The organism is Polynucleobacter aenigmaticus, assembly GCF_002206635.1.
In the GTDB taxonomy this organism is placed as follows: domain Bacteria; phylum Pseudomonadota; class Gammaproteobacteria; order Burkholderiales; family Burkholderiaceae; genus Polynucleobacter; species Polynucleobacter aenigmaticus.
The window spans coordinates 78456-93363 of record NZ_NGUO01000009.1; the positions used below are offsets into that span (position 1 = coordinate 78456).

The 14908-nt window shown below is 46.9% G+C and carries 13 protein-coding genes and 1 pseudogene; 12 read left to right on the plus strand and 2 right to left on the minus strand.

Translation table 11 applies throughout. The features are described from left to right. Positions 1 to 31: 31 nt before the first annotated feature. The 12 genes and pseudogenes from hisS to CBI30_RS05940 all read left to right on the plus strand — a co-directional run bounded on the left by hisS (position 32) and on the right by CBI30_RS05940 (position 14059). Positions 32 to 1360 carry a histidine--tRNA ligase gene (gene hisS / locus CBI30_RS05885; protein ID WP_088527386.1) on the plus strand — a complete coding sequence of 443 codons (1329 nt, stop codon included), beginning with the start codon at positions 32 to 34 and terminating at the stop codon, positions 1358 to 1360. A gap of 60 nt (positions 1361 to 1420) precedes the next feature. Continuing rightward, positions 1421 to 2080 (plus strand): YfgM family protein, encoded by a 660-nt coding sequence (locus tag CBI30_RS05890; RefSeq protein WP_088527387.1) that lies wholly within the window; start codon positions 1421 to 1423, stop codon positions 2078 to 2080. Beyond that, on the plus strand, positions 2080 to 3234 hold the full coding sequence (gene bamB / locus CBI30_RS05895; protein ID WP_088527388.1) for an outer membrane protein assembly factor BamB: 1155 nt from the start codon (positions 2080 to 2082) through the stop codon (positions 3232 to 3234). The genes CBI30_RS05890 and bamB overlap by 1 nt, the downstream gene beginning before the upstream one ends. Further along, the gene (gene der, locus CBI30_RS05900; RefSeq protein WP_088527389.1) at positions 3231 to 4592 is read left to right on the plus strand and encodes a ribosome biogenesis GTPase Der; all 1362 of its coding nucleotides are present in this window, start codon (positions 3231 to 3233) and stop codon (positions 4590 to 4592) included. Before bamB ends, der begins: the two co-directional genes overlap by 4 nt. A 145-nt stretch (positions 4593 to 4737) precedes the next feature. Next, positions 4738 to 4980: an RNA chaperone Hfq gene (gene hfq, locus CBI30_RS05905; protein ID WP_088527390.1), complete on the plus strand. Its 243-nt coding sequence runs from the start codon at positions 4738 to 4740 to the stop codon at positions 4978 to 4980. Further along, positions 4940 to 6214, plus strand: coding sequence for a GTPase HflX (gene hflX, locus CBI30_RS05910; protein WP_276207145.1), 1275 nt, complete (start codon positions 4940 to 4942; stop codon positions 6212 to 6214). Before hfq ends, hflX begins: the two co-directional genes overlap by 41 nt. Further along, a complete protein-coding gene (hflK, locus tag CBI30_RS05915) occupies positions 6204 to 7715 on the plus strand; it encodes an FtsH protease activity modulator HflK (RefSeq protein WP_088527391.1) in 1512 nt (503 codons plus the stop codon). The genes hflX and hflK overlap by 11 nt, the downstream gene beginning before the upstream one ends. Beyond that, positions 7715 to 8588 (plus strand): annotated as a pseudogene (hflC, locus tag CBI30_RS05920) (protease modulator HflC). Before hflK ends, hflC begins: the two are co-directional and overlap by 1 nt. An 18-nt stretch (positions 8589 to 8606) precedes the next feature. Continuing rightward, positions 8607 to 9770 (plus strand): ATP phosphoribosyltransferase regulatory subunit, encoded by a 1164-nt coding sequence (locus CBI30_RS05925; protein ID WP_088527392.1) that lies wholly within the window; start codon positions 8607 to 8609, stop codon positions 9768 to 9770. A gap of 73 nt (positions 9771 to 9843) precedes the next feature. After that, complete coding sequence (locus CBI30_RS05930) at positions 9844 to 11184, plus strand: adenylosuccinate synthase (protein WP_088527393.1); 1341 nt, start codon at positions 9844 to 9846, stop codon at positions 11182 to 11184. Between the two features lie 60 nt (positions 11185 to 11244). Beyond that, complete coding sequence (locus CBI30_RS05935; protein WP_088527394.1) at positions 11245 to 13458, plus strand: malate synthase G; 2214 nt, start codon at positions 11245 to 11247, stop codon at positions 13456 to 13458. A gap of 97 nt (positions 13459 to 13555) precedes the next feature. Then, complete coding sequence (locus CBI30_RS05940; protein ID WP_088527395.1) at positions 13556 to 14059, plus strand: hypothetical protein; 504 nt, start codon at positions 13556 to 13558, stop codon at positions 14057 to 14059. A gap of 99 nt (positions 14060 to 14158) precedes the next feature. Here CBI30_RS05940 and CBI30_RS11120 read toward each other — a convergent pair whose 3' ends face one another. Further along, positions 14159 to 14314 carry a hypothetical protein gene (locus tag CBI30_RS11120; protein WP_161492278.1) on the minus strand — a complete coding sequence of 52 codons (156 nt, stop codon included), beginning with the start codon at positions 14312 to 14314 and terminating at the stop codon, positions 14159 to 14161. 73 nt (positions 14315 to 14387) lie between these two features. Further along, positions 14388 to 14879, minus strand: coding sequence for a hypothetical protein (locus CBI30_RS05945; protein ID WP_088527396.1), 492 nt, complete (start codon positions 14877 to 14879; stop codon positions 14388 to 14390). Positions 14880 to 14908: the final 29 nt, after the last annotated feature.

Genomic DNA, 14908 nt, shown 5'->3' on the forward strand with positions numbered 1-14908 from the left:
GAACAATAAAACTACACTACAAGCACACATCATGACTGACCAGGTAAACCCAGCTAAAGCCCAAAAGATCCAAAAGATTAATGGCGTTCGCGGCATGAATGATCTCTTGCCAGCAGATGCTGCACAGTGGACCCATCTGGAGCACGTCTTGCGCGATCTCACTTGTGCTTATGGTTATGAGTTCTTGCGTACTCCGATTGTGGAAGCAACTGCAGTATTCCAGCGCGGTATTGGTGAAGTAACTGATATTGTTGAAAAAGAAATGTATTCCTTTGAAGATCGCCTCAATGGCGAGCAGCTCACATTACGCCCAGAAGGCACCGCTGCACTAGTGCGCTCTGTGATTGAAAACAATTTGCTGTACGAAGGGCCAAAGCGTCTTTGGTATACCGGCCCCATGTTCCGCCATGAACGTCCACAGCGTGGTCGCTATCGCCAGTTCCATCAATTTGGTATTGAGGCACTCGGTTTTGCTGGTCCCGATATCGATGCTGAAATCATTTTGATGGGTCAGCGTCTCTGGGACGAGCTCGGCCTTCAAGGTGTGCGCTTAGAGATTAATTCTTTAGGGCAGTCTAATGAGCGCTCGGAGCATCGCGCAGCCTTAGTAACTTATTTTGAGAAAAATAAAGAGCAGTTGGATGAGGATTCACAGCGTCGCTTGTTGACTAATCCATTGCGGATTCTGGATTCTAAAAATCCAGCGATGCAAGACCTGATTGAAGGTGCGCCAAAGTTATTGGATTTCTTAGGTGAGGAGTCTTTAAAGCATTTTGAGGGGGTACAGGCCCTACTTAAGGCTAATAACATTCCTTGCAAGATCAACCCCCGCTTAGTTCGTGGCTTGGATTATTACAACTTAACTGTATTTGAATGGATTACCGACGAATTGGGTGCCCAGGGCACGATTGCTGGTGGCGGACGTTATGACCCACTCATCGAGCGTATGGGCGGTAAAGCTGCCCCAGCCTGCGGTTGGGCAATGGGGATGGAGCGCGTCTTGGAGTTAATGAAGGTTTCTGGCTCTTTGCCAGAGCCACATGCTCAATGCGATGCCTTTGTGATTCATCAGGGCGGTGAAACCTTGACTGCAGCCATGATTATTGCTGAGCGCCTCCGCAGTGCGGGAATCGATGTCATCCTGTTTTGCCCTCCTGATGGCCAAACGGCTAGCTTTAAGTCCCAGATGAAGAAGGCTGATGCCAGCGGGGCGGCCTATGCCATCATTATTGGGCCGGACGAATTAGTCAAGAATGAGGCTCAATTCAAGGATTTGCGAAGCAGTGGCGAGCAGAGGGCAGTAGCGCTCGATAGCGTTGTAGAAGCAGTAATTGATGCCATAGTGGGCGCCACCGAATAGAATTACCTGATTGATTATTAAAGTCGTATTTAAATACCGTATTTATTAGCTTGGATTGACATGCCTTTAGACCTAGAAGAACAAGAACAATTAGATCAACTTAAAGCATTCTGGCAAAAATATCGCAACCTCATCACTGGCGTGGTGACTGCAGCTTTATTTGCTTATGCAGCTTATAGTGGCTATCAATGGTGGCGCACCAGCCAAGCTGCAATAGCTTCCCAGTTGTACGAGACAATGGTGGTCGCGATTAACAAGGGCGACAAGGATCAGACCTTGCGCGCTGCCGACGACTTGCAAAAGCAGTTTTCGGGTACGCCCTATGCAGCAATGTCCAGCCTGGTTGCGGCGAAGATTGCCTCAGATGCAGGCGATTCAGCCAAGGCAATGGACTACTTGCGTTGGGCTGCTAAGAATTCATCTGATCAAGGGTATTTGGCATTGGCCAAATTACGCTTGACAGCGCAATTGATTGAGCAAGGCTCTGAAAAAGATTTCGCAGAAGCCGATACCATCCTTAAGGAAAAGTCGGTCGCTGGCTTTGAGGCCCTCTGGCTGGAACGTCGCGGCGATTGGTATTTAGCTCAAAAGAATATCGCTGAAGCTCGTAAGAGTTATGAGGCTGCTTGGGTACAGTTAAATCAAGCAAAAGAATTCCCTGAGGAGGCGCGTCGTCTCCTAAAGGTTAAATTGGATGCCGTCGGAGGAGTAGCTCAGTAATGATGGATTACAAACGTGTAGCAAAGCTCGCAAGCACAGCCCTCATATTGGGTTCTGTGGTGGTGGCCTTAGCGGCCTGTTCTGGTGGCTCACGTGTTCGCAAGCCCGCCGAGCTCGTCCCAGTCAGCAATCAATTTGACTTGGCTCCCGTTTGGTCAACTAGCGTTGGCTCGTCTGAGTCATTTAACTTCCATCCGGCAGTGGCAGGCGATGCAGTTTATGCAGCATCCCATCGTGGCAATCTAGTCAAAATTGACATGATGACGGGCAATAAAGTATGGGAAGCATCTGTTCCAGATCGCCTCTCAATTGGCCCTGGATCTGATGGACGCACCACGGCGGTTGTGACTACTAAAGGTACGGTCTATGCCTATGACGATACCGGTAAGCCCATCTGGAATGTCAGTGTTGGTAGCGAAGTGTTATCTGAGCCAGTAGTTGCTGGTGGTGTAGTAATCATTCGTGCATTGGACAACCGCTTTATTGGTTTTGATGCACAAACTGGCGCACGTAAATGGACCTATCAACGCCAACAATCTGCACTCTCTTTGCGTGTAGGTTACGGTATGCTGGCGATTGGTAATGAGGTAATTGTTACTGGTTTTTCTGGTGGACGATTCGGCATGATTGCGATTGCCAATGGTGGTCTCGTATGGGAAACGCCGGTGTCCTTTCCTAAAGGTTTTTCTGAAATTGAGCGTTTGAATGATGTCACCGCAAAGCCAAGTATGGAAGGCGAGATTATTTGCGCTGTTTCTTATCAAGGTCGCGTTGGTTGTGGTCAAGCGCGTACAGGCAATTTATTGTGGTTCAAGGATTACTCAAGCTATACCGGTACAGCCCAAAGCCCTGATTTAGTTTTCTCATCCAATGAAAGATCCTATGTCACTGCTTTTGCGTTGAAGGATGGCACACAAGTTTGGGAAAATACTCAGCTGGCATTTAGAGATGTTGGTGAGCCCATGGCAGTTGGCAAGGTATTACTAGTTGGTGATGCGCAGGGTTATGTGCATGCACTTTCACAAGCGAATGGTGAAATGCTGGCACGCATTCGTCATGACAGTAGTCCAATCACAGCCGCACCGATTGCGGTGAATGGCCTCATCTTGGTTCAATCTCAAGGTGGCAAACTAGCGGCGTACAGTCCAAAATGAATCCAGTAATCACTATTGTCGGTCGTCCTAACGTTGGTAAATCGACCCTTTTTAATCGCTTAACGCGTTCACGCGATGCCTTAGTTGCTGACTTCTCAGGTTTGACTCGGGATCGTCACTATGGCAAAGGTCGTATTGGCGAGCGCGCATTTATTTGCGTCGATACCGGTGGTTTTGAGCCAGTAGCCAAGACTGGCATCGTTGCTGAGATGGCAAAGCAAACCAAACAAGCCGTAGCTGAATCTGACATCATTATTTTCTTGGTGGATGGTCGTTTGGGGATGGCGCCACAAGATCACGTGATTGCGGATTTCTTGCGCAAGACTGGTAGACCGGTGATCTTGGCGGTAAACAAAACAGAAGGCATGCAGGCAGGTATTGTGACTGCGGACTTCCATGAGTTGGGTTTAGGAGAGCCTTTCCCGATTTCCTCGGCGCACGGCGATGGTGTGCGTGGTTTGCTCGACGATGCCTTGGATTCATTGGGTATTCCTGAGCCCGAACCAGAAGAACTCGAGAATGATCCAAATCGCCCAATGAAAATTGCGGTGGTAGGGCGTCCCAATGTAGGTAAATCCACCTTGATCAATAAATTGATTGGTGAAGAGCGTGTGATTGCATTTGACATGCCTGGGACAACACGTGATGCGATTGAAGTTCCTTTTGAGCGCAATGGCAAACCGTATATTTTGGTGGATACCGCAGGTCTGCGTCGTCGTGGAAAAGTATTCGAAGCAATTGAGAAATTCTCAGTTGTTAAAACCTTGCAAGCGATTGCCGATTGCAACGTGGTGATCTTGATGCTCGATGCTCAGCAAGATATTTCCGAGCAAGATGCGCACATCGCAGGATTTATTGTGGAAGCAGGGCGTGCATTAGTCGTTGCTGTGAATAAGTGGGATGGTCTTGATTCCTACGTTAAAGAACGCGCCCGTTTGGAGATCGCTCAAAAACTACGCTTCTTGGATTTTGCAAATGTACATCCGATCTCTGCCAAAAAAGGCACTGGTCTTAAAGAGCTCTTTAAAGACGTTGATTTGGCTTACGCAGCCGCGATGGCCAAATTGCCAACACCAAAACTCACCCGTATCTTGCAGGAAGCGATTGAGCATCAACAGCCTAAGCGTGTGGGCATGGGTCGTCCGAAGCTGCGCTATGCCCACCAGGGTGGCATGAATCCCCCAATTGTGGTGATTCATGGAACATCCTTGAGTGGTGTAACCGATAGCTATAAGCGCTATTTAGAAGGCCGCTTCAGAGAAGTCTTTAAATTAACGGGCACTCCATTACGCATTCAGATGAATACCGCCAAAAACCCGTATGTTGATGCGGATAAAGGTAAAAAAGGCAAAAAGTAGTAAATCAGCGTACAGTTTTGGACGAAGAGCTTGATTTTCTTAAATCAGGCCCCTTATCTTCGAGGTAAGTAGCAAGCGGTTCATTTAATAAAAAAGCAAGACTCCCAAAATATAAAAATCCAATAAAAATCCAATAAGGAGCAGTATGAATACCAGCAAAATCCAATTACTACAGGACCCTTTCCTCAATGCCTTGCGCAAAGAGCATGTTCCGGTCTCCATCTATCTCGTTAACGGCATTAAGCTGCAAGGCAATATTGAGTCTTTTGATCAGTATGTGGTCCTCTTGCGTAATACCGTGACTCAGATGGTCTATAAACACGCCATCTCTACGATCGTTCCTGCTCGTGCAGTGGAGTTCCGTACGGAAGAAGTCGGCTCTGTTTAAAACAGGGGTAGATGCGGCTCGCGCTGTCCTGGTTGGAGTAGATACAGGGCGCGAGGATTTTGCCGATAGCATGGCAGAACTAAGTCTTTTGGCTGAGAGTGCCGGCTCTATACCTGCAGCTAGTGTGATTGCACGTAAGGGCAAAACAGATCCCGCTTTATTTATTGGATCTGGTAAGGCTAACGAAGTTAAAAAAGTGATGGAAGAACAAGAGGCTGAATTGGTCATCTTCAACCATCCGCTATCCCCAACACAGCAGCGCAATTTAGAGCGCCATATTGGCTTTCATGTCATGGACCGCACGGGTCTGATCTTAGATATTTTTAGCAAAAGAGCGCAAAGCCATATTGGTAAAACTCAAGTTGAACTAGCTCAGGTGCGTTATCGCATGTCTCGCCTAGTGCGCGCCTGGAGTCACTTGGAGCGGCAACGTGGCGGTATTGGTGTTCGTGGCGGCCCTGGTGAAACCCAGATGGAGCTTGATCGACGCATGTTGGCTACCAAGGCTAAACGCTTAGAGAATGAACTAGAAAAGCTCCAGCGCCAGCAAAGAACGCAAAGAAGGGCCAGAAATCGCAAAGATGTCTTCTCAGTCTCTTTGGTCGGCTATACGAATGCGGGTAAATCAACCCTATTCAATGCTTTGACTAAAGCTGGCGCTTATGCGGCCGATCAGCTATTTGCAACCCTGGACACAACCTCGCGTAAGGTGCATTTAGATGAGGTGGGGTCTATTGTGGTCTCTGACACCGTGGGTTTTATCCGAGAACTACCGCATCAGCTAGTAGAGGCCTTTAGAGCTACTCTGGATGAAACTATTCATGCCGACCTGATATTGCACGTGATTGACGCCTGTAGCCCAGTAGCGCGTGAGCAAAAAGCCGAAGTTGAGGCTGTTTTGCGGGAAATTGGGGCTGATGACATCCCCCGTATTGAGGTAATGAACAAAATTGACCAGATGCCCCAGACTTTTACAGAGGGTGCGGTCTTGGTGCGCGATTCTGAGGGGATTCCGAGCCAGGTTTTCCTCTCCGCCAGGACTGGCTTAGGCCTCGATTTATTGCGCTCAGCCTTAGCTGAATGCTCCCAAATGACTGATAGAATGAGGGTTGAGCAGAACCGTGCAAAGGTCCAAATGGCCTCAGACGAGTTTTTAGCCCCTTTACCTGAACGACCAGAGACTTCTGAATTTAATCCGATTCCCAACCGAAAATATTCACCTAATGATGCGTAAATTTCTCGAGCTTTTTTCGGTCAATGATCCAGGCTGGGGCAATAGCCACCCAGGTAGTGGATCTAAAGACGCCAAAGACGGGCAGGGAGGCGGCCAAACTCCGCAATCTGAGCCGAATAATCCTGAAGCTGAGAAGCCAGTAGAGGTTCAGCCGAAGAATCCTCAGCCTGCTAAGCCAGACGGCCCACCTGATCTAGATGAATTATGGCGTGACTTTAATGATCGTCTAGGGAGTTTGTTCGGTGGTAAGAAAAAGCCAGGTGGATCATCCAGCAAGCCTGCGAATAAGCCAAGCAGTACCGATATTCCTCCACCATCCCAGCGCGGAAATGGTGGCGGTAACAATGGTGGTGGTGGCATGAGTGCGCCTAACTTCAACTTCACCAATCCTTTTGGCTCTAAAGCCACAGTGATATTGGCTGCTGGTGGCGTGGTATTGATTTGGATTCTGAGTGGTTTTTACATCATTCAAGAGGGTCAGTCAGGCGTAGTGACTACCTTTGGTAAGTACTCTTACACGGCAGGTCCTGGTATCAACTGGCGCATGCCTTGGCCCGTGCAGGCTGAGCAGAATGTCAATGTTTCAGGGGTGCGTTCTGTAGAAGTGGGTCGCTCAATTTTGATTAAAGCAACCAATCAAAAAGATACTTCGATGTTGACCGAAGATGAAAACATTATTGATGTACGTTTTGCCGTCCAGTACCGCTTAAAAGATCCAACAGATTATTTATTTAATAATCGTGATCCTGATACAGCAGTAGTGCAGGCTGCGGAAACTGCGGTGCGTGAAATTGTGGCGCGTAGCAAGATGGATACCGTTTTGTACGAAGGCCGTGAAAAGATTGCAATTGATTTGGCTGCTTCAATTCAGAAAATTTTAGATAGCTATAAAACAGGTATTTACATTACGAGTGTGACCGTTCAAAACGTTCAACCACCAGAGCAAGTGCAAGCTGCGTTTGACGATGCGGTGAAAGCAGGGCAAGATCAGGAGCGCCTAAAGAGTGAAGGTCAGGCATACGCTAATGACATTATTCCACGCGCAAAAGGTACGGCTGATCGACTCATTCAAGAAGCCGAGGGTTACAAATCTAGAGTTGTTGCAACAGCAGAGGGTGATGCAAACCGCTTTAAGCAAGTTTTGACTGAGTATGCAAAAGCACCTGGTGTGACTCGTGATCGTATGTACATTGATACCATGCGTGAGATGTACAACAATGTATCTAAGGTGTTGGTTGATACCACTAAGAGCAATAGCATGCTCTACCTGCCTTTAGACAAGATCATTGCGCAAGTCAGCGCAGAAAGCGCGCAAGTAGCTACTGGTCAATCGCCGACCTCCACTCCTACTGGATCTGTGACAGTAGGGGGTGCGACGGGTAATCCAGCGGCTCCATTTAGCAACAATGCAACCAGCCCAAGCACCAGCAATACTTCGAGCATTGGTGCTTCCGAAAAACGCGACGGCCTGAGAAGCCGTGATAGAGGAGATGCAAGGTAATGAACGCAAATCGTCTCTTAGCCGCTATCGCCGGCCTGATTGCTCTAGTGTATGTTTTGGCCTCCAGTATTTTTGTCGTAGATCAGCGTAACTTTGCTGTGGTTTTTGCTTTCGGACAAATTGTGAGGGTCATTGAACAACCCGGTTTGCAATTGAAATATCCAGCGCCTTTTGAAAATGTGCGCTTTTTCGATCGTCGTATTTTGACCATTGACACCCCTGAGGCAGAGCGCTTCATTACCTCTGAGAAAAAAAAATCTCTTGGTTGACTCTTACGTTAAATGGCGCATTGTTGATCCACGTAAGTTCTTCGTAAGCTTTAAGGGCGATGAGCGTTTGGCGCAAGATCGTCTGACACAGCTAGTACGTTCAGCCTTGAATGAAGAATTTACTAAGCGCACGGTCAGGGAGATCATCTCAGATCAACGCGAACAAGTGATGCAGGGTATTCGTAAAAAAGTAGCTGATGATGCCGCTGATATTGGTGTTGAAATCGTTGATGTGCGCCTGAAGCGCGTAGATTTGTTGGCAGAAATTAGCGACTCTGTTTATAGGCGGATGGAGGCAGAGCGTAAACGCGTCGCCAATGAGTTACGTTCAACGGGCGCTGCCGAATCAGACAAGATTCGAGCTAATGCAGAACGTCAGCGCGACACGATTTTGGCTGAAGCTTATCGTGAAGCCCAAAAAATTAAAGGCTCTGGCGATGCTAAAGCTACTGCGCTGTATGCCGAGGCATTTGGGCGTGATCCACAGTTCGCGCAGTTCTACCAAAGTCTGGAAGCCTATCGAAGCTCCTTCAAGGATAAGAGGGATGTCATGGTAGTTGAGCCTAATGGTGAGTTCTTTAAGTTCTTGCACAAAAAAAATTAAAAGTGAATATTTCAGATCATGAATCGTTGGTTACTGCCTGAAGATATTGCTGATGTTTTACCGGCTGAGGCTCGTAAGGTAGAGTCTTTGCGTCGTGCCATTCTGGATTTGTATCAGTCCTACGGTTATGAGCTTGTTGCACCTCCCATCTTGGAGTTCTTAGATTCCTTGCTAACAGGTACTGGCTCTGATCTCAATTTACAAACATTTAAGCTAGTTGATCAGTTATCTGGCCGCACTTTGGGTCTGAGAGCTGACATGACGCCGCAAGTTGCTCGTATTGATGCGCACTTGCTTAATCGTGAAGGCGTCACTCGTCTTTGCTATGCAGGTTCTATCGCGCACGCTCGCACCCCAGTGGGTAGCTCAGCTCGTGAAGAGTTGCAACTTGGTGCGGAGATTTACGGCTGCGCTACATGGGAAGCGGATTTTGAAGCAATCTCTTTGCTATTAAAGACCCTGAGTGTTGCTGGCTTAAACAAAGTCTACTTGGATCTCTCTCATGCTGGTGTACTTGAAGGCATTCTGGATGGCCAAACGATTGCCAAGACTGATATTGAGACGCTCTATAGCTTATTGCAAAGTAAGGATCGTCCACGCTTAGCCATTTGGGCTAAGTGCCTACCTGCAAAATCTGCAGAAGCACTTATGGCCTTAACTGAGCTAAATGGTCCCTGCGCACAAGTATTAGCAAACGCTAAGAAGGCTTTACCGAAACACAAACTCGTTGATGAAGCCTTGGCTCAGCTAGAAAAGCTAGTCTGTGCTACTGCGACACTTGCCAGTGATGTTGAGCTCAGTGTTGATCTGGCAGATTTACGTGGTTATCAATATCACAGCGGCGTGATGTTTGCTGCCTATGTCGATAAGTTGCCCCAGCCAATTGCTCGCGGTGGTAGATACGATCATGTTGGTCAGGCATTTGGACGTCCTCGTCCTGCCACTGGCTTTTCAATGGATTTATTGACCTTGGCTAATCTTGCGCCAGTAGCGCAAAGAAAGTCTGCGATCGTAGCGCCTTGGGCTTTTGATGCCGACTTAGCGATCAAGATTGCCGAATTACGCAATGCTGGTGAAGTGGTGATTCAGGCAATGTCTGGAGATGCCGTAGAAACCGCTGAATATTTCTGTGATCGTGAGTTGGTAGTGCAGGGTGGCTCATGGGAAGTAAACAAGAAATAAACAAGAAATAAACAAAAAACCGATACCGCATCTAATAACAAACTAATTCTGTAATTACCTTTTGGATTTCATTATGTCTTTAAAGCAACAAGCTCGTGGTCGTAACGTCGTTGTCATTGGCACCCAGTGGGGTGACGAGGGCAAAGGCAAAGTAGTTGATTGGTTAACTGACCATGCCAAAGCGGTAGTGCGTTTTCAGGGTGGACATAACGCCGGCCATACTCTCATCATTGGCAATAAGAAAACTATTCTACGTTTGATCCCATCTGGAATCATGCACAAGAATGTAATTTGTTACATTGGTAACGGTGTCGTGCTTTCTCCAGAGGCGCTCTTTAAAGAGATTGGCGAACTGGAAGCTGCTGGATTAGATGTTCAATCCCGCTTGAAGATTTCTGAAGCAACTACATTGATCCTCCCATATCACGTTGCAATTGATCATGCGCGTGAAAAGAAACGTGGCGACGCTAAGATCGGTACGACTGGCCGCGGCATTGGACCTGCCTACGAAGATAAAGTAGCGCGTCGTGCATTGCGCGTGCAAGATTTGTTCTACCCAGAAAAGTTTGCCACTCAGTTGCGTGAGAACTTGGAATATCACAATTTCATGCTGACGAATTACTACGGAGCGGAGTCAGTTGATTTCCAAAAGACTTTGGATGAGGCGATGTCCTATGCGGAGCGCATTAAACCGATGGTGGTTGATGTCTCTAGCGCGCTCTACGCTGCTGAACAAGCGGGTCAAAACTTGTTGTTCGAGGGTGCCCAAGGCACTTTATTGGACATTGACCATGGCACTTATCCCTACGTTACCTCCAGTAACTGTGTAGCAGGTAATGCTGCCGCAGGATCTGGTGTTGGCCCTGATTCCCTGCAATACATCTTGGGTATCACTAAGGCCTATTGCACTCGCGTTGGTGCTGGTCCATTCCCAAGTGAGTTGTATGATTTTGATAATCCAGCTAAGCAAGATCCTGTTGGCGTACGCTTAGCTGAAGTAGGTAAAGAGTTCGGCTCTGTTACCGGTCGCCCACGCCGTACTGGTTGGTTGGATGCGGCTGCGCTGAAGCGTTCAATTCAGATTAACGGACTATCTGGCTTGTGCATTACCAAGTTAGATGTGCTTGATGGTTTTGAAACAATTCGTCTTTGTGTTGGCTATAACTTAGATGGTCAACAATTAGATGTATTGCCGCGTGGCGCTGAAGCTGTTGCGCGATGTGAACCAATTTATGAGGACTTCCCGGGTTGGAAGGGAACGACTTTTGGTATTCGTGAATGGGACAAACTCCCACTAGAGGCGCAGAAGTTCCTGCGTCGTATCGAAGAAGTTGCAGGAAAGCCGATCGCCATGGTCTCAACAGGACCAGAGCGCGATGAAACTATTCTGCTGCAGCATCCTTTCCAGAATTAATGGAAAACATTCTTTTACTTATTTAATTAAACAACTAATACTAGCTCCAAGGGTTTTGAGATGACTGCACGTACACAATGTAATGGCCTTCAAGTGGCTACACCACTATATCGTTTTATTGAAGATAAAGTCTTGCCTGGTACAGGCATTAAAAGCGCAGACTTTTGGAAGGGTTTTGATGAAATCGTTAAAGATTTAAGCCCAAAAAATGCAGCGTTACTAGCCAAGCGTGATCGTTTACAAGTGGATCTGGATCAGTGGCACCAGGCAAACCCTGGCCCAATTCAAGATATGCCCGCTTATCGTAAGCACCTCAAAGAGATTGGTTATTTGGATGAAGTGCCAGGTAAGGTTCTAGGCACAACGAAAAATGTTGATGATGAATTAGCTCTCCAAGCTGGCCCACAATTAGTGGTACCAGTTCTCAATGCACGTTATGCATTGAACGCAGCAAATGCGCGCTGGGGCTCTTTATATGACGCGCTTTATGGCACTGATGTGATTTCAGAAGAAGACGGCGCTACTAAGGCGGGCGGATATAACCCAATTCGTGGCGCAAAAGTTGTCGCTTTTGCCCGTAAGTTTTTAGATCAATCTGTACCGTTGGCTAATGGTTCGCATGCAGATGCAACTGCTTACACGGTTGATGGCAACAAGCTTGCGATTAGCCTTAAAGACGGCAGCACTACTGGTCTTGCTGATGAGAAGCAGTTTGTGGGTTATCAAGGCGATGCTTCTGCACCTTCTTCAGTGCTCCTGCGTAACAACGGTGTGCATATCGATATTGAGATTAATAAGAGCAAAACCATTGGTGCTAGTGATGCCGCCGGTGTGAACGACCTTGTTCTCGAGGCAGCGCTTTCTACAATCTTGGATTTGGAAGATTCTATTGCCGCAGTTGATGGCGATGACAAAGTGCTTGCTTATGAGAATTGGTTGGGCATTCTCAAGGGAACTTTGGTTGAGGAGGTTAGTAAAGGCGGCAAGACCTTTACTCGTACATTAAATCCAGACCGAAAATACATTGCCGGTATTGGTGCAATAGATGCTAAAGATGGTGTTGTTACTCTGCATGGCCGTTCTTTATTATTCCTTCGCAATGTTGGCCACTTGATGACTAACCCAGCCATCATCACTGGTGAAGGCAAAGAAATTTATGAAGGCATGTTGGATGCCGTTGTGACTGTATTGATTGCTTTGCACGACATTAACCGTCCCGCAACTCAAGCAATTGGCAATACCCGTAAAGGCTCTGTTTATATTGTGAAGCCAAAAATGCATAGCCCAGAAGAAGTGGCCTTTGCTGGTGAGCTCTTTGGACGTGTTGAAAAACTTCTAGGCTTACCTGCTGACACGGTCAAGTTGGGAATCATGGACGAAGAGCGTCGCATGAGTGCGAACATCAAAGCTGCGATTGCAGCTGCAGGTGCACGCGTTGCCTTTATTAATACTGGCTTCCTAGATCGTACTGGCGATGAAATGCATACTGCAATGCATGCAGGTCCAATGATGCGCAAAGGCGATATGAAGACTAGTAAGTGGCTGTCTGCTTACGAGCGTCGTAATGTTCTCGCTGGTTTGGATTGTGGCTTGCGTGGCCGCGCTCAAATCGGTAAAGGTATGTGGGCAATGCCGGATTTGATGAAGGCGATGCTTGAGCAAAAGATTGTTCATCCTAAGGCTGGCGCAAATACTGCCTGGGTACCATCACCAACAGCTGCGACATTACATGCCTTGCACTACCATCAAGTCAACGTAGCTCAACTGCAAAAAGAAATGGAGCAGTTAGATACTGCTGCTGAAGCTGAAGCTTTGATCAATGATTTGTTGACGATTCCAGTAGTTGAAAAAGCCAACTGGTCTGCAGAAGAAATCCAGCAAGAGTTGGATAACAATTGCCAAGGCATCTTAGGTTATGTGGTTCGCTGGATCGATCAAGGTGTTGGTTGCTCTAAGGTTCCAGATATTCATAACGTTGGCCTGATGGAAGATCGTGCGACTTTGCGTATCTCAAGTCAGCACATTGCCAACTGGTTATTGCATGGCATCGTGACAGAGGCTCAAGTAAACGAGACTTTACAGCGGATGGCTAAAGTAGTTGACGGCCAAAATGCTAGCGATGTTCTGTACAAACCAATGATGCCGAATTGCAAAGACTCCTATGCCTATAAAGCAGCTAGCGACCTGATTTTCAAGGGTCTTGAGCAGCCCAATGGCTACACAGAGCCTTTGCTTCATGCATGGCGTTTGGAAGTGAAAAAGGCAAATGCTTAAGCGCATTGATCCTTAAACACAGGCTAGGATGGATTTGTCGCAAGACAAGTCCATTTTTTCTTTTACACAGCCCTTTTTTAATAAATAACCCGATCCCGTGTTTAGTTTTTTAAATCTCTTTTCCAGACCGAGCGCATTACAAAATCATGCGCTGGACTTTCGTCTTAATGATGGAGGGAGGGAAGTTGCTGGTTTTAAAGGTGGGGCTGGCGACTGCGTGGTGAGGGCAATTGCTATTGCTACCCAGATCCCATATATGCATGTCTATGAGGATCTTCGAGCAGCCAATGCAGCTTATGCGGACAAGCGTAATGATAAGTTGGCCCGTAGACTAAATACCAAGGGTGCTTCACCCCGCAATGGTAACCATCGTAATGTGTTTCACGATTACATCCTGGGTCACGGATTTAATTGGGTCCCTACCATGAGGGTTGGGGGTGGCTGCCAAGTTCATCTGCGTGCTGATGAGTTACCTTCTGGAACCTTAATTGTGAGAGTTTCTAAGCACTTAACTACGGTAATTAATGGAGTTATTCAAGATACACATAACCCATCTCGGGGCGGTTCACGCTGCGTTTACGGCTATTACATTAAGCGCTAGAGATTGTTTCTGAAAAAGAAAAAGCATCCAAAGGAATCTGGAGGCTTCTCTTAATGTTTGACCATAAATGACCTAAAACAGGGGTAAATCAGTCAAATATTACCAATTTCCGCTAGTTTTACGTGATTTCTGTTCCATTACTTTAGCTTCGCTAAATGCGGCAGCCAATAAGCCAAGAAAGTCTCTAATGGCCAATAAAGGCTTAAAGCTGAAAATGGGTGCTTGGTGAAATTGAACTGAGTTTGAATGTGCCATGGTGAGCTCCTTAAGGGTTAACCCTAATGATACTCCCAATATCCTGAAATTGTAGAAAATTACCTAATCTAGCTTAATGGGGATTGGTAAGGTGATATTTGAGATTCCAGGCATTTTTATAAGTAGTAGTCATGCCGATCATGATGGAAGTGGTCCAGGCCAAGGAAAAAAGCCCGCTAAATGAGATAAAAAAGGCAAAGGATTTCCAGCCATCGAGCAAGTTGTCGGACTCAAATCCTACGGTTGTATAGCAACTACCAGCAAAGAGAATGGCATCAATGGGTTCTTTCATGATGCCGATGCCGATAATGAAGAATGCCCAAAAAAGAATTTCCAATAAGTGAAACATGGCAAGGAATACAAAAGTGGCATAAAAATGGAAGAAGACGAGGTTGTATCGATTTTGCTGAATATTCTGACGCGTTAAGCGTTCGAAGCGCATATACACATGGTTAATAGCGCTCCCATGAAACATCAATATGCAGATAAGACCAATAATTCCCCAGGCGGCATCCCGCAGCAACAGTAGGAATGGGAAGTTGGAAAAGGCTGAAATGATATTCATGGGTAAGGTGGTTTAAAAAATGGAATAAA

Bases quoted from the DNA above. Each gene is read 5' to 3' on its own strand.
- CBI30_RS05935 (WP_088527394.1), top strand. From the start codon at position 11,245: ATGACTGCACGTACACAATGTAATGGCCTTCAAGTGGCTACACCACTA.
- bamB (WP_088527388.1), top strand. From the start codon at position 2,080: ATGATGGATTACAAACGTGTAGCAAAGCTCGCAAGCACAGCCCTCATA.
- CBI30_RS05925 (WP_088527392.1), top strand. From the start codon at position 8,607: ATGAATCGTTGGTTACTGCCTGAAGATATTGCTGATGTTTTACCGGCT.
- der (WP_088527389.1), top strand. From the start codon at position 3,231: ATGAATCCAGTAATCACTATTGTCGGTCGTCCTAACGTTGGTAAATCG.
- hfq (WP_088527390.1), top strand. From the start codon at position 4,738: ATGAATACCAGCAAAATCCAATTACTACAGGACCCTTTCCTCAATGCC.
- CBI30_RS11120 (WP_161492278.1), bottom strand. From the start codon at position 14,314: ATGGCACATTCAAACTCAGTTCAATTTCACCAAGCACCCATTTTCAGC.
- CBI30_RS05890 (WP_088527387.1), top strand. From the start codon at position 1,421: ATGCCTTTAGACCTAGAAGAACAAGAACAATTAGATCAACTTAAAGCA.
- CBI30_RS05945 (WP_088527396.1), bottom strand. From the start codon at position 14,879: ATGAATATCATTTCAGCCTTTTCCAACTTCCCATTCCTACTGTTGCTG.
- CBI30_RS05930 (WP_088527393.1), top strand. From the start codon at position 9,844: ATGTCTTTAAAGCAACAAGCTCGTGGTCGTAACGTCGTTGTCATTGGC.
- hisS (WP_088527386.1), top strand. From the start codon at position 32: ATGACTGACCAGGTAAACCCAGCTAAAGCCCAAAAGATCCAAAAGATT.
- hflK (WP_088527391.1), top strand. From the start codon at position 6,204: ATGATGCGTAAATTTCTCGAGCTTTTTTCGGTCAATGATCCAGGCTGG.